This window comes from Planctobacterium marinum (assembly GCF_036322805.1).
In the GTDB taxonomy this organism is placed as follows: domain Bacteria; phylum Pseudomonadota; class Gammaproteobacteria; order Enterobacterales; family Alteromonadaceae; genus Planctobacterium; species Planctobacterium marinum_A.
This window is the reverse complement of sequence record NZ_AP027272.1, coordinates 2,472,423-2,495,178: the sequence shown is the minus strand read 5'-3', so window position 1 is coordinate 2,495,178 and position 22,756 is coordinate 2,472,423. Positions and strand designations below refer to the sequence as shown.

At 43.8% G+C, this 22,756-nt stretch carries 22 protein-coding genes; 8 read left to right on the top strand and 14 right to left on the bottom strand.

Features of this window, described 5'->3' with window-relative positions; all coding sequences use genetic code 11:
• From AABA75_RS11240 to fadE, 3 genes are all read right to left on the bottom strand, one after another.
• A complete protein-coding gene (locus AABA75_RS11240; protein WP_338294845.1) occupies positions 1-591 on the bottom strand; it encodes a PilZ domain-containing protein in 591 nt (196 codons plus the stop codon).
• Positions 592-623: 32 nt separating this feature from the next.
• Positions 624-2,456, bottom strand: coding sequence for a two-component system response regulator (locus AABA75_RS11235; RefSeq protein ID WP_338292695.1), 1,833 nt, complete (start codon positions 2,454-2,456; stop codon positions 624-626).
• A gap of 194 nt (positions 2,457-2,650) precedes the next feature.
• Positions 2,651-5,107, bottom strand: coding sequence for an acyl-CoA dehydrogenase FadE (gene fadE / locus AABA75_RS11230; protein WP_338292694.1), 2,457 nt, complete (start codon positions 5,105-5,107; stop codon positions 2,651-2,653).
• Positions 5,108-5,247: 140 nt separating this feature from the next.
• On the opposite strand from fadE, the gene AABA75_RS11225 reads away from it, so the two are divergent.
• Positions 5,248-6,033, top strand: coding sequence for a class II glutamine amidotransferase (locus AABA75_RS11225; RefSeq protein WP_338292693.1), 786 nt, complete (start codon positions 5,248-5,250; stop codon positions 6,031-6,033).
• Positions 6,034-6,187: 154 nt separating this feature from the next.
• Entirely contained in the window at positions 6,188-8,026 is a 1,839-nt protein-coding gene (locus AABA75_RS11220; protein ID WP_338292692.1) for a DUF885 domain-containing protein, read from the top strand.
• A 73-nt stretch (positions 8,027-8,099) separates the two neighbouring features.
• Here the strand turns inward: AABA75_RS11220 and AABA75_RS11215 are convergent, their stop codons facing one another.
• The 3 genes from AABA75_RS11215 to purM are packed head-to-tail and all read right to left on the bottom strand — an operon-like array spanning position 8,100 to position 10,546.
• A complete protein-coding gene (locus AABA75_RS11215) occupies positions 8,100-8,867 on the bottom strand; it encodes a DUF3108 domain-containing protein (protein WP_338292691.1) in 768 nt (255 codons plus the stop codon).
• Complete coding sequence (gene purN / locus AABA75_RS11210; RefSeq protein ID WP_338292690.1) at positions 8,851-9,501, bottom strand: phosphoribosylglycinamide formyltransferase; 651 nt, start codon at positions 9,499-9,501, stop codon at positions 8,851-8,853. Before purN ends, AABA75_RS11215 begins: the two co-directional genes overlap by 17 nt.
• Positions 9,502-9,511: 10 nt before the next feature.
• Positions 9,512-10,546: a phosphoribosylformylglycinamidine cyclo-ligase gene (gene purM / locus AABA75_RS11205; protein WP_338292689.1), complete on the bottom strand. Its 1,035-nt coding sequence runs from the start codon at positions 10,544-10,546 to the stop codon at positions 9,512-9,514.
• 194 nt (positions 10,547-10,740) lie between these two features.
• Here purM and AABA75_RS11200 point away from each other — a divergent pair, with 194 nt between their 5' ends.
• Positions 10,741-11,811 carry a DUF2066 domain-containing protein gene (locus AABA75_RS11200; RefSeq protein ID WP_338294844.1) on the top strand — a complete coding sequence of 357 codons (1,071 nt, stop codon included), beginning with the start codon at positions 10,741-10,743 and terminating at the stop codon, positions 11,809-11,811.
• The gene (gene hda, locus AABA75_RS11195) at positions 11,799-12,512 is read left to right on the top strand and encodes a DnaA regulatory inactivator Hda (RefSeq protein ID WP_338292688.1); all 714 of its coding nucleotides are present in this window, start codon (positions 11,799-11,801) and stop codon (positions 12,510-12,512) included. The genes AABA75_RS11200 and hda overlap by 13 nt, the downstream gene beginning before the upstream one ends.
• Here the strand turns inward: hda and AABA75_RS11190 are convergent.
• Genes AABA75_RS11190 through arsC form a run of 4 tightly spaced genes read right to left on the bottom strand, consistent with a single transcriptional unit; the run spans position 12,509 to position 15,780 of the window.
• A complete protein-coding gene (locus AABA75_RS11190; protein ID WP_338292687.1) occupies positions 12,509-14,437 on the bottom strand; it encodes a PKD domain-containing protein in 1,929 nt (642 codons plus the stop codon). The two genes, hda and AABA75_RS11190, sit on opposite strands and share 4 nt — an antisense overlap.
• A gap of 21 nt (positions 14,438-14,458) precedes the next feature.
• Positions 14,459-14,836 carry a DUF2069 domain-containing protein gene (locus tag AABA75_RS11185; protein WP_338294843.1) on the bottom strand — a complete coding sequence of 126 codons (378 nt, stop codon included), beginning with the start codon at positions 14,834-14,836 and terminating at the stop codon, positions 14,459-14,461.
• 30 nt (positions 14,837-14,866) lie between these two features.
• Complete coding sequence (locus AABA75_RS11180; protein WP_338292686.1) at positions 14,867-15,427, bottom strand: flavodoxin domain-containing protein; 561 nt, start codon at positions 15,425-15,427, stop codon at positions 14,867-14,869.
• Positions 15,427-15,780 (bottom strand): arsenate reductase (glutaredoxin), encoded by a 354-nt coding sequence (gene arsC, locus AABA75_RS11175; protein ID WP_338292685.1) that lies wholly within the window; start codon positions 15,778-15,780, stop codon positions 15,427-15,429. The genes AABA75_RS11180 and arsC overlap by 1 nt, the downstream gene beginning before the upstream one ends.
• 74 nt (positions 15,781-15,854) lie before the next feature.
• Here arsC and AABA75_RS11170 point away from each other — a divergent pair, with 74 nt between their 5' ends.
• Positions 15,855-16,316, top strand: a complete 462-nt coding sequence (locus tag AABA75_RS11170; RefSeq protein WP_338292684.1) for a TlpA disulfide reductase family protein — start codon at positions 15,855-15,857, stop codon at positions 16,314-16,316.
• Here the strand turns inward: AABA75_RS11170 and AABA75_RS11165 are convergent.
• Positions 16,308-17,747 (bottom strand): M48 family metalloprotease, encoded by a 1,440-nt coding sequence (locus AABA75_RS11165; protein ID WP_338292683.1) that lies wholly within the window; start codon positions 17,745-17,747, stop codon positions 16,308-16,310. The genes AABA75_RS11170 and AABA75_RS11165 overlap by 9 nt on opposite strands.
• Positions 17,748-17,828: 81 nt before the next feature.
• Positions 17,829-18,413: a hypothetical protein gene (locus AABA75_RS11160; protein ID WP_338292682.1), complete on the bottom strand. Its 585-nt coding sequence runs from the start codon at positions 18,411-18,413 to the stop codon at positions 17,829-17,831.
• A gap of 121 nt (positions 18,414-18,534) precedes the next feature.
• On the opposite strand from AABA75_RS11160, the gene AABA75_RS11155 reads away from it, so the two are divergent.
• Positions 18,535-19,614: an AI-2E family transporter gene (locus AABA75_RS11155; protein WP_338292681.1), complete on the top strand. Its 1,080-nt coding sequence runs from the start codon at positions 18,535-18,537 to the stop codon at positions 19,612-19,614.
• A gap of 28 nt (positions 19,615-19,642) precedes the next feature.
• Here AABA75_RS11155 and bcp read toward each other — a convergent pair whose 3' ends face one another.
• Both bcp and AABA75_RS11145 read right to left on the bottom strand, forming a co-directional pair.
• On the bottom strand, positions 19,643-20,107 hold the full coding sequence (gene bcp, locus AABA75_RS11150; RefSeq protein WP_338292680.1) for a thioredoxin-dependent thiol peroxidase: 465 nt from the start codon (positions 20,105-20,107) through the stop codon (positions 19,643-19,645).
• Positions 20,108-20,115: 8 nt separating this feature from the next.
• Positions 20,116-20,640, bottom strand: a complete 525-nt coding sequence (locus AABA75_RS11145; protein ID WP_338292679.1) for a glycine cleavage system protein R — start codon at positions 20,638-20,640, stop codon at positions 20,116-20,118.
• A gap of 116 nt (positions 20,641-20,756) precedes the next feature.
• On the opposite strand from AABA75_RS11145, the gene dapA reads away from it, so the two are divergent.
• Both dapA and bamC read left to right on the top strand, forming a co-directional pair.
• Positions 20,757-21,635 carry a 4-hydroxy-tetrahydrodipicolinate synthase gene (gene dapA, locus AABA75_RS11140; RefSeq protein ID WP_338292678.1) on the top strand — a complete coding sequence of 293 codons (879 nt, stop codon included), beginning with the start codon at positions 20,757-20,759 and terminating at the stop codon, positions 21,633-21,635.
• Positions 21,635-22,747 (top strand): outer membrane protein assembly factor BamC, encoded by a 1,113-nt coding sequence (bamC, locus tag AABA75_RS11135; protein ID WP_338292677.1) that lies wholly within the window; start codon positions 21,635-21,637, stop codon positions 22,745-22,747. The genes dapA and bamC overlap by 1 nt, the downstream gene beginning before the upstream one ends.
• The last annotated feature ends 9 nt before the right edge of the window (positions 22,748-22,756 follow it).

Below are 22,756 nucleotides of genomic sequence, written 5' to 3'. Positions count from 1 at the left end.
CTACTTAGCTTGTTCGTTTCGTTTTTTGAGATGTCGAGTTTGCAGATGCAGACTGGCCCTTACCAGAAGCTCCTGATCCTGCTCTCTAATTCGGTTGAGTAACAATGCGACTCGATAATGCTTTTCGTCTATTGACTCACATTGGATCACTTCAGCATAACAAAAAACCGCAGAGGCTTCTTCTTCGATAAATATTTTAACTTGATAAATCTCTCCAGCAGTCATCTGTGTGGTACTTTTTATGGCAAGTCCTGCACCGCCGAATTCGATAGTAGTGAAGCGTTCTTCTTCGTTGTCTTGCTGATGCAAGATGTAGGACATCATGAGATCGATTTTTCGTGACTGGTGATTCAAAAAATCCGCTAATTCCCTGGCGTGCTCACCTAAATGTCTCAATGGACGAAGTGCTTTTGTTTCGATGTCTGCCAGTTCACTGGCCATCCTGAATGCATAGGGCATGTGATGGCTCAGCTCGTTCAGCTCTGGTAATTGGAAGTTCTCAGGCATTAAAGACAAATTGACTTTCAGCTCGTGTTTGATGGTGAAATATTCATGATACTGTTCTAGTTTTTGTTGCAAAATTTCACTCATATCAATCAAATAATGTTCCTGCTTTTAACAACTTAGTGCTGGCGCTTTATCAGATTTTCAAGTGCTTCTGGTTTGTGCAATAAAAATCCTTGGGCATAATCAACTTCTATTTCTTTCAGTACTTTTAGCATTGAGTCTGTTTCTACCGCTTCGGCAATGACCTGCATATTATTTTCGCGGGCTATAGCGACAATGGACTCAACCATCATGCGGCTAATCTTCTCTGAGCCAATCTTGTGAATAAAGCTACCGTCAATTTTCACATATTGAACGTCCAGATCTCGTAAAAATCCATAGGAGGACGTGCCTGTGCCAAAATCATCAAGTGCAAAAGTACAGCCCAGGCCTTTCAGTCGTTCTATAAAGCGCCTGGTGGCATTAAGGTTTGTCAGTGCTGATGACTCGTTAATTTCAAAGCACAACTTACGGGCATCAATACCGCTTTTCTGGATGGTATCATAAGCCTGTTCGACAAAACTGGCTTTATAAACGGATTCACCGGAAATATTCAGTGCTAACTGGCCTGAAAAGTCAGGATTCTGATTGATCAGTTCACAGGTTTTTGAAAGCACTTTGTGATCGATGGCGGATATCAAATGGTATTGCTCGGCGATATTAATAAATTGTCCCGGTTGTATAAGCTCTGAACCGCTGCTTTGCATGCGCAGTAGCACTTCGAATTTAGCGCGCTGCGAGGAGGTGGTGGTGTAGATGCCTTGACCGAAAAGCGTGAACTTGTCTTGTTCTATGGATTGCTGGATTACTGGCACCCATCTCACTGCACGCGTATTGTTGCGCACGGTTTCCTTTTCTTGCTCATAGATAAGCAGTTCACCACCGCCTTGAGACTTAGACTCAAAGCAGAGCCTTTCAGCGACACTCATAATGTGGTTTGCGTCCTGGAATTCGGCGTTCAGTTCCACCAGTCCCATACTAACGTTGATAAACAGGTGTTCTTTTTCCCAATCAAAGTGCATGTCGTTGATAGCTTTACGGATATCAATCGCTCTTCGTTTCGCTGTTTCAATATTTTTGCTGTTGTAGATGATGGAAAACTCATCACCGCCCATACGCGCGATCACTTCTTCTTCCAGCGTAATTTTCTTTAGCAATTCTGCGAGGTTTCTGATGAGCTGGTCACCCGCAGCATGTCCGCAGGTATCGTTGATAACTTTAAACTGGTCGACATCGATATACAGATAAAAAAGCGTAAAGTCTTCTAACATCTGACTTTCCAGCAATTTAAAATCCAGCTGCTCTTCCATGGCGATTCTGTTGAGCAAACTACTGGTCATATCGTATCGAGAAAGCTGCTCTAATTTATTTTGCAGTTTCTGTCTTTGAGCTATTTCTTCGGTCAGTTTTTGATTGGACAGAGCCAGTTCTCTGGTGCGTTCTTTAACTTGCTCTTCCAGACTGCCGGTGATTTTTTCCAGAGCAGCATTGGTATCTGCCAGGGTATTGAGCAATAAGCTGATACGCACATGTACGTTAACACGAGCCAATACTTCGTGGGTATTGAAGGGTTTTACTATGTAATCTACGCCACCTAATTCGAAGGCTTTATTAATGTCGGTTTTACTGCCTGTTAAAAATATAATTGGGATCTTGCTGGTATCAGGGTTAGTTTGCAGCCGTTGACAAACTTCAAGACCACTCATGCCCGGCATATTGATATCAAGAATAATTAGCTCAGGGCAAAACTCGCTAACAGCCATTAAGGCTGACTCCCCATCTTCTACAGGAAAGACATTGTGCCCGTAGTATTCGAGGGTATGAGTAATGGTTTCTAAATTTATTTGATCGTCATCCACCACCAATATTTTGGCGAAATCGCGGGTATCTGGAAAATCATCTTCGTGCATTTCCGCACCTTCATAAAAAGCTGATCATTCAATTAACGATACCTAAACTCCGGTAGGTCAATTGACACGTTGGACACTTAGTGCTGTTAGTATCGCCTAAGTTTAGGTTATTTAAAAAGATTTTTTATACCTAAAAGGCCCAAAACAAAAAAACGGCCCTGAAAGGACCGTTTTAAATAAGTGTCGATATCAGCTTATGCTGCTTTTGCTTTGGTGCGTGCTTTTGGTTTTGCTGAGCCCGCTCTTAATGCTTCGGGTTCGAAGTCATCGACGTTAATGACTTCCAATCTTCCCGCTTCAGCGCGTCTCAAAAGTGCCGCTTCCTGTTCGTTTATTACTGACAGTTCAAGGCCTTTTTGCGCCGCTTTATCAAGCTGGGTGAAAGGAAGCTTCTCATTAGCCGCCTGGCAGATGCGGTCAAAGATAGGCTCGGCATCTAAAATGTCTTTCAGAGTTTGCTCCATTTTACCAATGGCATTATTGGCTGTCGGGGTGAAGTATTGCCCGTGACCTAAACGGCTTCTGGAGCTGCCTGGTGCTTGCAACATCAATGCAATTTTGTGCTCTAGTTCATCTGAAGGTTTTTTATGGCGACGACCCCAAGGCATCATCATGACCTTCAAAATACGACCAACCACCTTGTTAGGGAAATTGTCCATCAGGTCCACGATCGCCATTTCAGCCTTATGCAGCGTATCCTGCATGGCCCAGTGCAACAGAGGCAAATCTTCTTTTAAGCGACCCTCATCGTCAAAGCGTTTTAGGGTTGCAGAGCCCACATACAGGTAACTCAAGATGTCGCCCAAGCGCGCTGAAATGCGTTCTTTGCGTTTAAGCTCTCCGCCCAATAAAGCCATGGCAATATCAGACAGCATTGCAAGGTTGGCACTGAATGCCGTGAGCGATTGATAGTAGGTGCGTGTTTCGTCTTTATAGGGCGTGCTGATAAACTTGGCAGCACTAAAGCCCAGCCATTTACTGCGCACGGTATTGCTGATGGCAAAGCCAATATGGCCGAACAAGGCTTCGTCAAACTCTTGTAGCGCCTGCTCTTTGTCTTTGATTGCCGCAGCTCGTATCTCCTTAAGGACAAACGGATGGCAGCGCATGGCACCTTGACCATAGATCATCATGTTACGCGTCAGGATATTTGCGCCTTCCACTGTAATGGCAATGGGGGCTCCTTGATAGCCTCTACCCAAGTAGTTATTTGGCCCTAACATAACGCCTTTGCCACCGTGAATGTCCATTGCGTCGATTACGCATTGGCGCATTTTTTCAGTGAGGTGATATTTACAGATGGCGGAGATAACGGAAGGTTTTTCACCTAAGTCGACGCCTTTGGTAGACATGCTGGTTACGGCATCCATCAAGTAGGCATTACCCCCGATACGGCCCAACATCTCTTCGATACCCTCCATTTTGCCGATGGGGAGTTTAAATTGACGGCGGATTCTGGAATAAGCCCCTGTGGCCAATGCCATAGTTTTTACACCACCAGTAGAGTTGGACGGTAGGGTGATACAGCGACCTACTGACAAGCACTCCACCAACATACGCCAGCCTTGGCCAGCCATTTTTACGCCGCCGATGATGTAGTCTAACGGTACGAAGATATCTGTGCCGCGAATCGGACCATTCTGGAACGGAACATTTAACGGGAAGTGTCTGTTGCCGATATCCAATCCTTTAGTATCTGCCGGGATCAAGGCGCAAGTAATGCCTATATCCTGCTCGTCACCAATTAAACCTTCTGGATCATAAAGTTTAAATGCAAGGCCCACAACTGTGGCGACGGGCGCAAGAGTAATGTAACGCTTGTTGAAGGTAAGCTTCATGCCTACGACTTCTTCACCATTCCACTGACCTTTACATACTATGCCCTGATCCGGTATCGCACCCGCATCAGAACCTGCTTCTGGACTGGTTAAGGCAAAGCAAGGGATCTCTTCACCTCGAGCAAGGGCAGGTATGTACTGCTGCTTTTGCTGATCCGTTCCGTAATGCTGTAATAACTCGCCGGGCCCCAAGGAGTTGGGTACCCCTACGGTACTGGCCAGAACAGTACTCATTCCGGAAAGCTTCTGTAAAACGCGTGATTGTGCGTAAGCTGAAAACTCGAGACCACCGAATTCTTTTTTGATAATCATGGCAAAGAATTTGTTGTCTTTCAGGTATTGCCAGATTTCTGGTGGTAGGTCGGCTAATTCATGGTTAACTTGCCATTCATCCACCATACCGCAGACAGTTTCTACTGGTCCATCAAGAAAAGCTTGTTCTTCCGCTGATAAACGCGCTTGTGGAATGTTGTGCAAAGTTTCCCAGTTGGGATTACCACTAAATAATTCGCCATCCCACCATACAGTACCTGCGTCTATTGCGTCCTGCTCTGTTTTACTCATTTCCGGCATAATCTTACGATAAAGCTTAAGTGCTGGTGCAGTTATGTATTGCTGCCTTAACCCCGTAGAGTTAAGAGGAACCGCAACGGCAGCAAACGCCAACCAGCCTAACAAGCCGACAACATCAAAGAATGTACCGACGGCGAATAAGGCTGCGATGAGCGCAGTGCTGTGAAACAACTTAATGCGCAGATAGCTACATGCTCCGACTAAAACCGCTAAAGCAAAAAACCATATTAATAAATTCATAATGGCTCCATAGGGCAGTATGATAAGTTTGCCCATAAATTAAATGTAAACGAGATGTTTAATTTATAGCATAAATCTTAAAATTCAAACAGGTGTTTGAATTTTTTATCGTAAAAAATCGTAAACCATTGTTGTCTGTTATGTGTGAACTACTTGGAATGTCGGCAAATGTGCCAACAGATATATGTTTTAGTTTTTGTGGTCTGTTAGAAAGAGGCGGGCGTACAGGTCCTCATAAAGATGGATGGGGCATCACTTTCTACGAAGGTAAGGGCTGCCGCAGTTTTAAAGACCCTTTACCTAGTTGTGACTCTGAAATTGCTCGACTTGTCAGGTCTTACCCCATTAAATCTCGTGCTGTAATAAGCCATATTCGCCAGGCTAATCGAGGTAAAGTTTCGCTGGAAAATACGCATCCATTTATTAGAGAAATGTGGGGCAGGCATTGGACCTATGCCCACAACGGGCAGCTGAGTAATTACAAATCGTTGTTAAAACCGGAAATATACCAACCTGTCGGTAATACCGACAGTGAGTTGGCTTTTTGTTGGCTAATGGATCAGGTGCGCCAAAAGTACCCCACGAAACCTAAAAACATGCAAACGGTGTTTCGCTTTATTGCCAAGCAAGCTGAGACCCTGAGAGGATTGGGCGTATTTAATATGCTGCTCTCTGATGGCGTCTATTTAATGGCCTATTGCACATCTAAACTGCATTGGATTACTCGTCGTGCGCCGTTCGGCAAGGCGACATTAATAGATACTGATTGGGTAATCGACTTTCAAGAAGAAACCACACCTGATGATATTGTGTCTGTGATTGCAACTGAGCCTCTCACAGGAGACGAAACCTGGCAAAAAATGGGCACAGGTGAGTTTTTACTTTTCAAACAGGGGGAGTTGATCTTTAACAGTGCAAAAGCGTAAAGTTCTGATTGATTAAAAACAGGAAAGCTACGAGCTTTTTGGTCAAAATCTGGTGCGCTGTTAATTTGAGATAGTGATATCGATGACCGATGCGACGGAAAAATAAAGTTAACCTGGCCCAACACTAAATTAATTATAAAATTTCGAGGGAAATATGATGCAGTTAAAGTCCATCTCAATGGCAGTGTCTCTGGCGTTTTTACTTGGCGGATGTGCCCAAAGTACCAGCACTCAACCTGTAAGTCCTGAAGTTGCTACTTCAGCAGAGACACAAGCTATCTCTGAGTCTGAAAAAGCTAATCAGCTTTTCGATGAAATTTTCATGGAAAATGTGATGCGCTCTCCAATGTACCAATCTTATTTAGGCATTAAGACTGATCAGGATAAGTGGGATGACATCTCGCCTAAGCGAGAATTAGAAGATCTCGAGGTGACTAAACAGCAATTGGCTAAGGTAAAAGCCATTGATGTGGCTAAACTGGATGCGCAAACTAAATTGAGCTGGCAGCTTATGGAACAACAGCTACAGCGCGGCATTGATGACTTTAAATGGCGTCATTACAACTACCCGGTAAATCAAATGTTTGGTTTGCACTCTTCAGTGGCGTCGCTTCTGATCAACCAGCATCGCATTTCAGATGTAACTGATGCAGAAGCCTACATTTCCCGTTTGAACGGTTTACCTGTTTTGTTCTCACAGTTGGTAGAAAACTTAAATACTCGTGCTGCAAAAGGGATTGTGGCGCCTAAATTTGTTTATCCTTATGTTATCAATGACAGCCAAAATATCATTACAGGAGCTCCGTTTGATGAGGGTGAGGACAGTACTTTATGGGCTGACTTCTCTGGAAAAGTAGCAGGATTAGACATCGATGAGTCGGCAAAACAAGCTTTATTAGACGATGCCAAAAACGCTCTGATTGATTCGGTCAAACCGGCCTATGAAAATCTTATCGCTGGATTGAAAAAAATTGAAGCTGGCGCTGATACTAAAGATGGCGTGTGGAAATTCCCGGAAGGTGAAGCATTTTTTAACAATGCCTTGGCGCGAACCACAACAACTGACCTCACGGCAAACGAAATTCATGAAATTGGTCTCTCAGAAGTGGACCGGATCCACGATGAAATGCGCGAAATCATGAAAAAAGTGAAATTTGATGGCACGTTGCAAGAGTTCTTTGTCTATATGCGGGAAGCCGACCAGTTTATCTACTCTTCTGATGAACAAGGCCGCAAGCGTTATCTTGATGAAGCGACTGCCTATATTGACAATATGAAGTCACGTCTGGATGAATTGTTCATTACCAAGCCAAAGGCAGATCTCATCGTGAAAGCGGTAGAACCCTTCCGTGAAAAGTCAGCCGGTAAAGCCTTCTATCAGCAACCTTCCATGGACGGCTCTCGTCCGGGGACTTATTACGCGAATTTGTATGACATGGCGTCGATGCCAACTTATCAAATGGAAGCCTTGGCTTACCACGAAGGCGTACCGGGACATCACATGCAGATTGCCATCGCACAAGAACTGCAAGGCATACCAAAATTCAGAAAGTTTGGTCGTTACACTGCTTACACCGAAGGTTGGGGATTATACAGTGAGTTAGTCCCAAAAGAGATTGGCTTGTACGAAGACCCGTATTCTGATTTCGGGCGCTTAGCCATGGAATTGTGGAGAGCATGTCGTTTGGTTGTGGACACCGGGATACACGCAATGAAGTGGACCCGTGAGCAGGGTATTGATTACTACGTAAGTAATACACCAAACGCTAAAGCAGACGCTGTGAAAATGGTAGAGCGACATATCGTATTGCCCAGTCAGGCTACAGCTTATAAGATTGGTATGAATAAAATTATTGAGTTACGCGAAAAAGCTAAAACAGAAATGGGTGACAAGTTTGATATTCGAGAGTTCCACGATGTAGTGTTAGCACAAGGGCCAGTGCCTTTAGATGTGTTGGCACAATTCGTAGACGAGTATATTGCCAGCAAGTAATCAGCTTTGAGTTCTGCTAATAATAAAAAACCGGTATTCATGTACCGGTTTTTTGTAACTAGAGAAAACAAGTTTATTCAGAGACACGGTATTCCGATAACTGGATATCGCCTTGCTCGTCACCTTCTTTGAATTGTTGCAGCCGTACCAATTGATAATTAAGGTCAGGTGCAAACCACGACCAGGTCACTCGCCGGTTATTATTTCGGATAGTTTTAACCTTGATGGTATTGAGTTTTCCGAACGGCAGTTTTAGCACTTCTTCGCCCGCCACCTCAAAACCATAGGTTTTTAATTCACCGCGGTAATTAATCAGATTGTAACGGGTTTCGGTTACACCTTGTTTTAACTGGCGTTGCAGGTCAAACCGGTATAGCTGATTGTCCCACTCACCTTGCCAGTTAATGGTACTGGCCTGCTTTTTACGATTTTTGATTGTTATTGTTTTATCGTCATTAAAGGTTAAATCTAAGGATTTATCTCTACCTGTACCTTCCCTCAGGTACGCGTATGTATGCGGAACAAATTGGCCATCGACTATATTAAAATAGCTGGTTTCTGAACGGGTGTCTGAAAGAAAAAAAATGGATACGTCACTTTGATAAAAAAGCTTATAGCCGTTTTCTGCTTTTTCCAGTGACATCACTGCATGGCCGATATCACTACCGTTTCTGTAAGCTGTGTATTTAGCGAAAAATGGTTTTAGCTGTTCTGCTGCTTTAACAACTTTTCTATCTGAATCTGCAACTGCTGTTGAAGACTCTTGTGCTATTACGGCAGGACCGGATATGAGCAACAACGAGGCGACAATTTTGGCAAGGTAGTTAAATCTTAACTTCATGGATTATTCCGCTTTGTGGCAGCATTTCGTTCATGTAATGAACACCTTCATTGGTCATTGTTATTTTATCTTCACAGAGCAATTGCACTGCAAGGGGATAGATTTGGTGCTCTACCTTATGGACCTTTGCTTTTAGTGAATCGACCGTTTCACCAGAGACTATAGCAACAGGAGCCTGAACAATAACAGGGCCACCGTCCAACTCAGGTGTTACAAAATGTACTGAAGCTCCGTGGTACTGCTCCTCGGCATCCAAGGCCCTTTGGTGGGTATCCAGGCCTTTAAATTTGGGCAACAGAGAAGGGTGAATGTTGATAAGTTTACCGGTAAAGTGGGTAACAAAGCCGGGGGTTAAGATCCTCATAAACCCGGCTAATACCACAATGTCAGGGGCAAATTGCTCTATACTTGTTTGCAACTGCGCATCGAAACTTTCCCTGTCTGGATAGTTTTTGTGGTTGATAACACAATGTTCAATATTGTGGTTTTCTGCACGCTTTAAACCGAAAGCATCGCTTTTATTGGAGATTACGGCCACCACTTGGCCATTAATTTGGCCATTTTCTACTGCATCGATAATGGCTTGAAGATTCGAGCCACTACCGGAGATCAAAACTACGATACGTTTTTTCATTTCGAGTCGCTCAGCGGATAACTACCTGAGCGTCACTGGCTTCTCTTTTTTCCACTTCACCAATTGCCCAGGCTTTTTCACCCAGTTCTGAGAAGGCATTCACTACTTGCTCGGCTTGCTCTGCAGGAACCGCCAGTAATAAGCCTACACCACAGTTAAAGGTTCTGTACATCTCATGGGTTTCCACATTGCCTTTTTCTTGCAACCAGCTGAAGATAGCGGGCCATTGCCATGAGTTCTCATCAATGACTGCTTTCGCATCATCAGGCAATACCCTTGGGATGTTCTCCCAAAAACCACCGCCAGTAATATGAGAAATGGCGTTAACTTGGTATTTTTGCAGTACAGTTAAGGTATTTTTAACGTAGATTCGGGTGGGCTCTAATAGGTGATCTGCGACGCTTTTGTCTTGTAGCATTTCTGAGGTATCAGATTGGCTCACTTCCAGGATCTTTCGAATTAATGAAAAACCGTTGGAGTGCGGACCACTAGAGGCAAGTGCAATCAGTTTATCGCCAGGTGCTACTTTGCTACCATCGATAACATCGTCCTTTTCTACCACGCCAACACAAAACCCTGCTACGTCATAGTCATTGCCGTGATACATACCCGGCATCTCAGCCGTTTCGCCACCAATCAAGGCACAGCCGGATAATTCACAGCCGGTTCCAATGCCGGTGACAACTTCTGTAGCAATGTCTACATCTAACTTGCCCGTGGCGTAATAATCCAGAAAGAATAACGGCTCTGCTCCTTGTACAATGAGGTCATTAACACACATAGCTACGAGATCGATGCCGATACTGTCATGTTTGTTGAGGTCCATTGCCAGTCTGAGCTTGGTGCCAACACCGTCGGTACCGGAGACTAACAGTGGGTTCTTGTATTTCTGAGGAATAGAGCAAAGTGCACCAAAACCACCTAAGCCACCCATAACTTCGGGACGGTGGGTTTTTTTCGTAACAGATTTAATTCTCTCAACAAGTTCATTACCTGCATCGATATCAACACCTGCATCTTTATAACTTAAGGATTCTTTGCTCAAAACGGATACTCTGGATGTAGAAAAAATTGGCGCTAATGTTATCAATTTAAGTGCATTTTGAATACCGATTTGTCGCAGCGAATTGCTTTGAAAATGAGCAATCGAATGGAATATGTAAACTGAGGGATGATCTTTAACTCATATTCCGCGAGAATAACCGTAATTCCAATAAAAGGATGTCTGAACCTTTGCTAATGAGAAATCTGTGCTTCGCGTTGTTGTTCACTTTGCCAATGCTGGCGAGGGCAGCTGTAATTGACAATCTCTACGAGACCAAGGTCTTGGTAGCGAGCCAAACAGTAGCAGCACAAAACGACGCCATTAGAAACAGTTTTAATCAGGTTTTGATTAAAGTGAGTGGTAGCCAGGAAACTGTTACGACGCCTGAAATTATTGCGATGAGGAACTCAGCCAGAGATCTCATTCAATCGTTTCGGTTCGAAAGTACCGCCGATGGTAGTTTTATGATCGCCAGTTTCGATGAAGATAAGATCAATCAATTGCTGACTCAATCAGGTCGACCTGTGTGGGGAAAAAGAAGACCAGATACCCTAATGTGGATGGCATATCTGGAGGAAGATGGTGACAGGGCTATTGTTTCTGCCACATCCGTAGGCCCTGTTAAGCAAAAAATCGACGCTATGGCCGATTCCAGAGGTATTCCCATTAGTTTTCCTCTGATGGATATTGAGGATGCAGAGCTGGTGCACGTATTTGATGTATGGGGACGTTTTGATACCGTCATTAAGCAAGCGAGCCAACGCTACCCTAATGATAATCTCGTGTCAGCGAGGATATACGACCGGCGCAAAATGTCTTTGGCTGAGCAAGAAGTGCCGTTACAAATGGCTTGGCAGTTAGATTGGCAACTTCTCAACAATGATCTCATTGAGGAAGGAACCTGGTTTGCTGCAAGCGAAACTGAGGTATTACAAAAGTTCGTAGACATGATTGCTGATAGACTTGCAGAGCAGTACGCAGTTGAGGCTACTGGAGAGTTAACTCAAACTAATGTGGAAATGAAAATCATTAATCTGGATTCTCTGGAATCGTACGTTACTGTTACACGTTTTCTCTCTTCTTTGGCGATGGTAAACAGCGTTAAATTACTGGAGATCTCCGGGCAAGTTGCCAGATTCCGATTGGAATTAATCGGACAACAAAGCGATTTACTTAATACCTTACAACTGGATGCCAAAATTACCCAAAAAACTGATGCTTTTGGTCGAGTCACCGATGACATGGAGTTTTTATGGCTACAGTAACCGGGCAGCTCGCTTTACCTTTCGCTAGTTCTGAGTTTCATACCTTCGACAATTTCATTCTTGATGGCAATGAAGAGTTGGTGGAACACTTAAGCGCAATATCCTTAGGAAACGTTGCAGAGTCTGTAATTACCTTTGTAACTGGTGGCAGTGGTGATGGAAAAACTCACTTACTCAATGCGTGCTGTAACCTTGCTAATGACAATCAGCAGATTGCCGTATACGTGGATTTAGATACCGCAGATGTTCTGACACCAGACATGATGGAAGGTTTGGAGAACTGTGATTTGGTGTGTATTGACAATATCGATGCCATTTTGCTGAACAAGGAGTGGGAGATCGCGGTATTTGATTTGATAAACCGAATCTTGGAAAAAGGCAGTGTGCAAATCATATTAACCGCTCAAAAAATGCCAAAACTTATGTCCTTCAGGCTGCCAGATTTAGCCTCAAGACTTGTTTGGGGGCAATGTATGAGCATTACGCCAATCAATGACCCGCAACGATTAGAGTTACTCAAAGCTTTGGCATTTAATGCCGGATTGCAAATGACAGAAGAACTGGCTAATTTTCTGATAACCCGGTTGCCGCGTGATTTACATTCTTTAACGCAGGCCATGAAGAAACTCGATGAAAGTTCCTTACAGGCCAAACGTAAACTCACGATCCCTTTTGCCAAGGAAGTATTGGAAATAAATTAGTCTTTGCTTTTGAGCTCAGGTCTGCCCTGGTGTTGATAGTGCAGCATGTAATCTGGCATAACACCCTGAGACAGAGGATCTTTAGCGTCCACCATACCTGAACTTTTGCCTGCGCGCTCTCCCGGCAACATCAGGTTTTCTTGCCAGCTTGCTCCCGATACCATTAGTTTGGCTTCTGGTAACGTCGGCTGGATGGCATCCACATCAATGGATGGATAAATATTGCGCACCACTTGTCTGGTTCTACTGGTTAACTTATTGTCGCTAATTCTGGAGCGCTGTCCCCAAGTCACGAGTAAATCAGGATTGTCGCTCACTACTTTCATCACTGCAGTATCAGCTTCAGCGCCAAAGCGATAAGCCATCATGAACCGCTCAAATAAAGTTGCATAATCCTCTCTCACTGTTAGATAGCTGTAATACATTGCTGCGTTATCTTGGGAGAACAAGTCAGCCGCTTGTTGATCTGTGGTGTTGCGCTGAGCCGTTGTTGCAGTTTCACCTGCGAAGCTCACCTGTGCCAGAGCTCTGAGTTCTTCGGAGTTCAGCGGATACAATTGGGAGAAGCTGCTGGAATCAGCAGGCATCAGGTTAAAGTAACTAATAGGATCAGAGCTCAATGGAATGCTGGCCCAGCGATCAGGTGGGAAAAAGTCATTGGCATGGGCCAACTCGTGATACAACAACCAGGTAATATCAGCCTCAACATCTGCAAAGGAGCGAGATAAACGCTGTGATTGCGGATAATTGGCACGACTTAAGTAACTCTCACCATCTTTTACATAACGCCATGGCATGAAAAATTGAAGATCGTTGCCAAAGGCACTGCGAAAATCCGGTTGATCGTTAAGGGTGTCGCGTTCCTGAGGAGTTACCCAAAAGTTATTTGCATCGAGGTAAATCGCGCCCGTGGCCACCCAATAAAAAGACGGACGAACTTCGTAAGAGATCACGATGGCAGTAACCCCTCTAAATAACGCCAACATATCTTCAGCAGCAACAGAGTTTTCAAGGTAGTCTTTGAGTCGGTCACCCATCCATTGGTGTGATACATAAACTCTGTCCATGATATCGTCAATACCGGGATTAAGGGTTTCCTGCCCAATTAGGGGGAGGGTAGAGAAACGACATGAATTGCTAACTGTGTTGTTATACACGCAGTTTTCTAGTGCTTGGGCATAGGGCGAATTTGCATTATAGGGACGCATTTCTGTGGTGATAATGCGACCTGCAGAATCAGGGAAGAAGCCATCTTCGCTGCTCGTAACATTTTTAACCAAGACGTAGACATCATCGCTGATATTTTCACCATTATCTAAAGTCATGGTGGCGCGAAACTGTAGAAGTTGATCTGAGCTCACAGAGGGCGCGTCAAAAAACAAGAAGTTTTCGTCAGAACTCTCAGAAAAATTTGATTGAGGTACATTAACACCTGCTATTTGTTGCCAACTGATGCTGGTAATCGATTGCTCTGGAAGCGCATCTGCACGCAATGATACCTTTGCAGTTTCAGAAACCGCATGATCTAACCTGACTGTGGCACTCGCTTCTTCAGCGGATACTGTCAAGGTTTGAGTTTCGCTAAATAAAGTTGCGCCTGTGGCGTCAGAAACATTTACCTGAAAGCCGTATTCGCCTGCTGCCGGCGCATCAAAGCTCAGTACCTGGCTATCTGTTGTAAGCAGGTTGATCGGATCCCCTGATACTTGCTGCCATGAATAGCTATAACTGGCGCCGTCAGTGTCAAGCATTGCAATCAAGGCCACTGATTGTTGAGTCGAGACTTCGGTATCACCCTCGATGCTCAAAGAAACGGGAGTAACCGGAGGCGGATTCTGTACCGGAGGTGTGCTGGTACTACCTCCACCGGAACCACCACAAGCTGAAAGTAATAACAATGCGGAGATGTAAGGTATAAGTTTCATTCAGCGGTTTCCTTTATCTGGCTAGGTTAATTCAGATAGCTTTTTAAGTTTAAGGCCGAGTTCTCGCCCTCTGCTACGAGCATAATAGCAGCAGCCAATGAACATAAGTGTTGCAAAAAGTAACTCGATAGCGGCATACCACCAGACATCGTCTGTGTATATAGCTGTTAGACCGTGCAAAAAGTAAATCATTACAACAAAATTAGCCCAGGCATATGTGTATGGTGTGCCTTTTATTAAGCCTCTCAAGGGAAAAAGTAAAGGCAGAACCCAAAACAAAAATATAAAAATGGTTGAGTATTCTTTACTAACGAAGAAGTGCCAGATAATAGTCCATAAAAACAAACCGAAATAACCTGTAAGGGCCAGGTGTCGGTATAGTTTTGTTCGTGGAGACATAGGTACTAACGTTGGAGTTTCAGACATTGTTTACTCTTTTAGTTTGCGCGCCAGTCTGGCTAAGCGTTTACCAGACTCGAAAGCGAGTTTTTTTTCATCATCGCTAAGTTTGTCAGCGTATTCGTTTTGCACAACATGACTAGCACCATAAGGTGAACCGCCAGTTGTAGTTTGATGTAATTCGGGTGCAGAGTAGGGGATACCACTAAGTAACATGCCATGATGCAGCAGTGGTAATGCCATACTTAAAAGCGTGGATTCTTGGCCCCCGTGCATAGATGAGCTGGAGGTAAAAACGATAGCAGGCTTATCTTCCAATACCCCCTTTAACCATTGTGCGGATGTATTTTGCATAAACTTTTGCAGACGCCACGCCATCTGTCCAAAACGGGTAGGGCTACCCAGAGCCAGTCCAATGCACTGCTCCAGGTCCTGTTCACTGACAACGGAGTGATGAACACTAGGGTGCTCTGTGCTTACAGTTCTTACTCGTGCTTCGAGGTTTTCACTTTCGATCCCCATAGCGATTCTTTCTGCAAGCTTTTTGGTTGCGCCGTGTTGACTATAATAAAGGACCAGAATATAGCTCATCAGAATAGATCTAAAACTTGCTCAGGTGGTCTACCGATACGAGCCGCTTGTTCTGTGATCACCACAGGGCGTTCTAACAATTTTGGATATTGCACAATCGCATCTAGCAATTGTTCTTCAGTGGAAGTGGTTTTGCTCAACCCGGCTTCTGCGAATTCAGCTTCTTTAGTGCGCATCATAGCCAAAAACGAATCCAGTCCTAATTTGAATTTTAAAACCGTGAGTTGTTCTGCTGTCAGTGGCTCTTTCAAGTATTCGATCACTTCTGCTGTTATGCCTTTGTCTTCCAGCAGAGCTAGTGTTTGTCTACTTTTGCTGCATCTTGGGTTGTGTAAAATAGTAACTTTTGACATGCTAATCCTTGTTATACCAAGTGGTATTAATTGCTTATAAGTTATTTTAACGAGAAAGTTCAAAGGGATCAGCATTGAATAAAAATATTCTTATCCTTGTCGCCGGGATAATAGCTATGGTGGCGGGTGTGGTTATGTTTCAAAATCAAAAGTCAGATTTTAAAACCATCGATGGCGAGACATGGTCTTGGCGGGAATTACAGGGACAATGGGTGGTGGTTAACTATTTCGCTGAATGGTGTGCACCTTGCCTGAAAGAAGTACCAGAGCTGAACTCCTTCTATCGTGATTCGGGCTTTAAGCTTTTTGCAATTAGTTATGACGGTGAAAATGATGCTCAAATGCAGAATATTCGCAAAAAATATGACATGCAATTTCCGATAATCAGTGCAGAATTACAGCCTCAACTACCTATGCAAAAACCCTCCGCGTTACCTGCTACTTATATCATCGATACTCAAGGTAAAGTACGTGAACGCTTAATGGGAGAGCAAACCAAATCCAGTATTGTGCAGGCAATCAAACAACTACAGTGACTTGATACGCTTTTCCTGTTGTCTAAGTTGTTCAATTCTGGCTCTGATTCGCTGTTGCTCAAGATTATTATCCTTAGCAAAATTATAGGCGGTGTGTAACTCATCAATGGCATTGGGATGGGCCGCTAATAATACCAGGTATTCTGCTTTAGCTTGGTGCATTTGCAAGAAGGAGCGCAGGTTTCTCAGGGCATCTATTAATAGCTGGTAACTCAATGCATGGTCGGGATCAACTAATAAGTAGTCACTTAACACTTCTGTGGCATTAGCGTAGTCGCCTTTTTTAATTAGCGCATTAGCCAGATTGAGACTGATAACCTGGTTTCTGGGGATCTTGTTTGATAAGTTTTGCAAGTTATTGATAGCAATATCATAACGTTTTAGCTCTAAAGCGATGTCAGTTGCTAAATCGATATAAAACAAATTTTCAGGTTCCTCTTTGAGTAGGGGTTCCAGTGTTTTTTCCGCCATTAGAGGCTGCTCATTGGCAAGGTAGGAAAGGGCGAGTCCATAACGTTTGCCTCTTTGTATCGTACCTTGAGTACTTTTTAGTGCGGCATGAAAATCAGCAATATTATACTCTGGATCGTACATATAGCGCGCCTGAATTCTGGCTTTTACCAGATGAAATGACAAGTTTGGTGCCAAGTTCTTGCTGCGGTAATAGGCTTGTCTCGAGCGAGCATCAGAAACTCGAGACTCTGGCAATGGGTGAGTTTGTAAGAAGGCTAACTGTTTAGATTGTCCACGACTTTTCTCTACTAACTTGCCGAAGAATGAAGCAGCGCCAGAAACGTCAAAACCGCTTCTGTCCAGCATATCAAAACCCACCCGGTCGGCTTCTTGCTCGTTTGAGCGCGTATAGTTAATCCCAAACTGCGATGAGGCCGCTTGTGAAGCTGAAATAGCGGCAACACCCGCTTCGGGGTCTACCATCGCTAATAAGATGCCGCCCAGCATACTGGCCAAAGCCAAGGGGGCAGCCTTACTCTGTGCTGCTATTCTTCTTGCAATGTGTCGTTGTGTAACGTGACTGATCTCGTGGGCCAATACTGAGGCGAGTTCGCTTTCATTATCAGCTTGATAAATTAATCCTGTATGCACACCAACATGCCCACCAAAAAAGGCGAATGCGTTAATATCTCTATTGTTTATTAAAAAAAATTCAAAAGGAAACTTGACGTTTTCAGCGTTTACCACCAGTCGATTACCGATATCATTGATATACTCATCAAGCACGGGGTCAGAAATTATTGGACTCTGACTTCGTAGCTGGCGCATCATGATTTCACCGATTTCCATTTCCTTCGCTATGCTGATTGCGTCCGAAGCGACTACGCCAATCTCAGGGAGGGAATTTCTATCTGAACTGGTTTGTGCGGCAACCGTGGTAAATAAAAAGGATAAAAGGAAACAGTAAATTTTCATCATAGGGACATTAATGTACTTCTGTAAATGGAAAACTAGCGTTTATTAAACGATGAACAACGCGTTTGGTTGACAAGTTACTTTTCAGGCGGTGGAGCCTTCTTCTTCAATCCGCTCGATAATGTGCTTTATGGAGTATCCTTTTAGACCAATGATATCTATTTCAGTTGCAAGGTCCTTTAAAATATTGTCTATGGTCAACGACGCATAGCGCACCAACTTCTTATCTATGTCATCACCACGGGTATAGGCATAGCGGATAAACTCGATAAAATCCGGTAGTTTGATCAGACATTGCATGGTACTGGGATCCCATACCTTAAAGTCGATATTGACATTATTTTTGGTGTATAGCACAACTGGTTCATCGTCTATTTCAGGCATGCAATGGATTTCGTAATTGTTACCTACGAAACGGCGATGTATCACTAACTTCGGTTTGCGCTCTACAACGATTTTACCACTGAGTTGTTCCTCACCGCCTAAGCGTCTTAAATTCCAATTGGAACGTTTGACAATCTGCTTAAAAGCGTTGTCAAAGCCGTGCACGTTCATTCCTTCCACCTCAGCAATGGAGTTGGACACCAAATGAAAAAAAGGTGGTATTTCACCCCAATTTTGATTTTTCTTTTCTTGAGTAATCGACTTTAAGGTGACTCGCTCGCTCACACTAACTTCCTAAGATTGACAAGTATTCCTGATAAAGTCCGACTATATCATGCAAATCTCGTTTTAACAGATTACCTCTGCTAATATGCTTCGAAAATTCATAATTTAAGGAAAGCGGAATATGTTTAGTGTCTTTGGTCGTTGGTATGAGAGGAAGTTCTCCGATCCAGACGCTGCTATGTTATTGCTTTTATTGGTCATTTCCGGCGTTTTTCTGTTGGTGTGGGGAGGCATGGTAACCCCTGTTATCGTCGCTGTTGTCTTGGCTTATTTATTAGACTGGCCCGTAGCAAAACTGGAACAAATGAATATGCCAAGGAATTGGGGCAGTACCCTTGTTTTGTTAACCTTTGTTGGAGTTTCATTCCTCGTTATGTTGGGGCTAGTGCCCACTATTTGGCAACAAAGTGTAAACTTAATTGCTGAGCTACCTGCAATTTGGGAGAAGGCCCAAGTGTGGCTAACAGGGCTCCCAGAGGCCTATCCCACAATGGTGAAAAACGACCAAATTCAAAATTTATTAGTGGGTGTCGATGAAAAGCTAGTTTCTCTTGGAGAGCGTATTATTTCAGCATCTTTCAGCTCAATATTTGGCTTTGCGGCATTGCTGATTTATCTCATATTGGTGCCACTAATGGTGTTTTTCATGCTGAAAGATAAAGAGCAATTAGTGGCCCAAATTTCCCAGATTTTACCCACTCAAAGACGTCTCATCGTACAAGTGGGACAAGAAATGAATCAACAGATTATTAATTATATCCGGGGCAAAGTGATAGAAATAATCATCGTTGGTACCGTTTCCGTTGTTACTTTCCTGCTGATGGACTTGCGCTATGCCGTATTACTTGGCGTTTTGGTGGGTTTTTCTGTGCTCATTCCATTTATTGGTGCCGCTGTGGTAACGATACCGATCGCTGTGGTGGCTTTATTTCAATGGGGAATTAGTCCGGAATTTTGGTACGTGATGATAGCCTATGGCATTATCCAGGTGCTGGATGGCAACGTTTTGGTTCCGATTTTGTTTTCTGAGGCGGTTAGCCTGCATCCACTGTACATCATCATTGCGGTATTGTTCTTTGGTGGCTTGTGGGGCTTTTGGGGAGTGTTTTTTGCTATCCCACTGGCAACACTTGTGAAAGCATTAGCTAATGCCTGGTCTTCACCGGTACTGAGCGCAGAAACGGAAAAAGCCGAATCATAAGATTCGGCTTTTTATTACTTAATAAAAATTAAGCGTTCAGGTAATCCAATACCACCTGATGATGGTCTTTGGTTTTAAACTTGTTAAACACTTTTTCGATCACACCGTCTTCGTTTATTAAGAAACTAATGCGATGCAGGCCATCGAACTCTCTGCCCATAAACTTTTTAGGACCCCAGACGCCGAATTTATCCGCGACACTGTGCTCTTCATCAGAAAGCAGATCGAAGTTGAGTTCGTCTCGCTCGATAAATTTTCCTAATCGTTTCACCGGATCGATACTTATCCCATAAACTTTGACACCTTTAGCGTCTAACTCAGCTTTACTGTCTCTTAGCCCTTGAGCTTGAACAGTGCAACCCGGCGTCATGGCCTTAGGGTAAAAGTATACAAGTGTCTTGTTGCCTTTAAAGTTTGAAGAATCAACAGTCTCACCATTTTGGTCAAGCGCGGTAAAGTGGGGAACGGGTTGTCCCTCTGAGATAATGTTCATGCTTTTTCCTAATGTTTTTCTTTGAATGAACCTTGCAAATTGTGCTGCTCTATAAAGTCGTTATAGAGGGGTTCAATTGTTTCGATTGATAGCTCTTGCGGCATGCTCACCACCATTTTACATTCAACCCGCACTTCCTCTGGGGTAACCTCAACGGTTTTTTGACGAAATGCGTTTATGTGAATACCGTGATGGGTAAACAGGGTCGCCATATCTTTAATTATACCCACTGCGTCACAGCCGTTAAATTCCACATCAGCAAGATGCACGAGATGCTGTTTAGTGTGGTGCTTGGTACGCTTTACCATACATAACAGATCAAGTTTATGTGCTAATGAAGGCAAATTAAGTTCTGCTTTTGTTATAGCAGGCAAAGAGCCTTCTAAAATCATATTGAAAGAAAAGTCTTGTCCATAATGCGCTAATCGACTGTCTAAGATGTTACAATTTAGGGAACAAGCCAAAGAGGCAATTTCACCTAATATCCCGGCTTTATCAGCACCGAGAAATGTAACAATTAGCTGATGTTTCATACAGTTTTCCTGAATCGCTCTGATGTTTTTATTTTGTTGCCAGATAAAACTCGCGGATACCTTGTTTTTAATGGCTTAGGTCTTTACCATTAAGCGCTATTTTTCTGGGAGCCCATATGATAAAAGGCAGTATTGTAGCGTTGGCAACGCCTATGTTACCAAATGGTGACGTCGATTATGCGTCATTGCAAAAACTAGTGCAATTCCACATTGCTAATGGCACTGATGCCATTGTTTCCGTAGGGACAACTGGAGAGTCGGCTACGCTGCCAGTATCCGAACACGTTTCTGTGGTTGAAAAAACGGTTGAATTTGCAGAGGGCAAAATTCCGGTTATTGCGGGTACAGGGGCAAACTCCACCTCAGAAGCCGTCGAATTAGGGGATCTGATGCAGTCAGTGGGTATTTCTGGCATGTTGAGTGTGGTTCCGTATTACAATAAACCGCAGCAACGAGGTATGATTCAGCACTTTACCGCGATTGCAGATGCCGCCGATGTGCCTGTTATTCTTTACAATGTACCGGGACGAACTGTTGCCGATCTGAGTTCAGAATCTGTTTTCGTTCTGGCAGAGCACCAAAACATAGTTGCTTTGAAGGACGCTACTGGCGACTTAAATCGTTTAGAAGAATTAAAAGCGGGTTTATCCGATGATTTCTCTTTGCTTAGTGGTGATGATCCTACCGGGTGCGAGTTTATGCTCAATGGTGGCCATGGTGTAATTTCCGTTACAGCGAATATCGTGCCTAAACTGATGTCAGAGCTTTGCATTGCTGCCACATCAGGCAATAGAACCTTGGCAATGGAAATAGATGCATCCATCGCGGAACTTCATCGCAAATTGTTTATCGAACCTAATCCTGTTATGCCAAAATGGGCACTTTACAAGATGGGGTTGATGCAAACACCGCATTTAAGATTGCCTATGGTGGAGCCAGACAAAGAAAGTCAGGCAAGTCTGGAAGAATTATTACAAGAGATGGCGTTGATTTAATGGAAGTATTACGAACACGAATTTGGTTAGCCGCAATAGGCCTCAGTGCCAGTTTAAGCGGTTGCGCCTTGTGGCAAGAAGAACAAAGCGTAGATCCTTCACACCCGCACCTGGCAACCAAACAAGCAAAGCAATTGGTGTTACCCGAAGGCAAAGCGGTGCCAAAGTTTGAGGATGACTATGCAATCCCAGAAGTGGGCGCGAATGCGGAGAGTGGAAAGGTCGGCGGGGAGTTAGATATTAGTTCACCTCGCTTGGTACTGCCAATTGTATCAGGCTCTCGAATTTTAGAAGGCTCGCGCGAGGCGATAGTGCAATTTGACCAGGTTAAGGATGATGTTCCGCTGGACACCGCTATCTGGAACTCATTGATCAGCTATCTGGATGAGCGTGGTATCGCAGTCGTTGATTTTGATAAACAGAATCAGCGTTTGAAAACCGATTGGATGATTATTGAAGATGACGGTGATAGTGCCTGGTATAGCTGGACTAAAACCGAGCGTACAGTCGGTCAACGTTTTGAATTTGAACTTGATGTTAAATCTCACGGCCGGTCCGCGACATTGTTTGTAAAACTGGTGGATTATCTGGAAACGGTGAACAATGATGTGATTGCTGATATTTCTCAACATCAAGCAAGAAAAAATGAAGTCGACATTCTTAACGATGTGCTCAGTCATTACGAGACACAATTGAAGTTGTCTAACCTGCGCAAAGCTCGACAAATCCGCACAGGAGTGCCACTAGAGCTAGGGTTCAATGCTGATGGTGAAGCGGCATATCTTGTTGACGCTAACTATGAGATAACCTGGCCGAGATTGCTATTAGTTCTGCGTAAACTCGGCTTTAACGTGAAAGACCTCGATAAGTCTACAGGGCTCATATTTGTTACTTATGCCGGTGTAGACGAGGGATGGTGGAGCAGCCTGTTCAGCTCAGACAGCGAACTCATGTTAGAAGAAGCGGATTATCGGATAATTGTAAAAGAGCAGGGAGCAAAGACCAGTATTTCGATAAGAGACTCAGAAAATGAGCCCTTATCTGCAAGCACGATCAGTGATGTTTATCCCGCTTTTGAGCGTGTAATGACAACTGATGATTTAGATATTTAATCTTGAAGA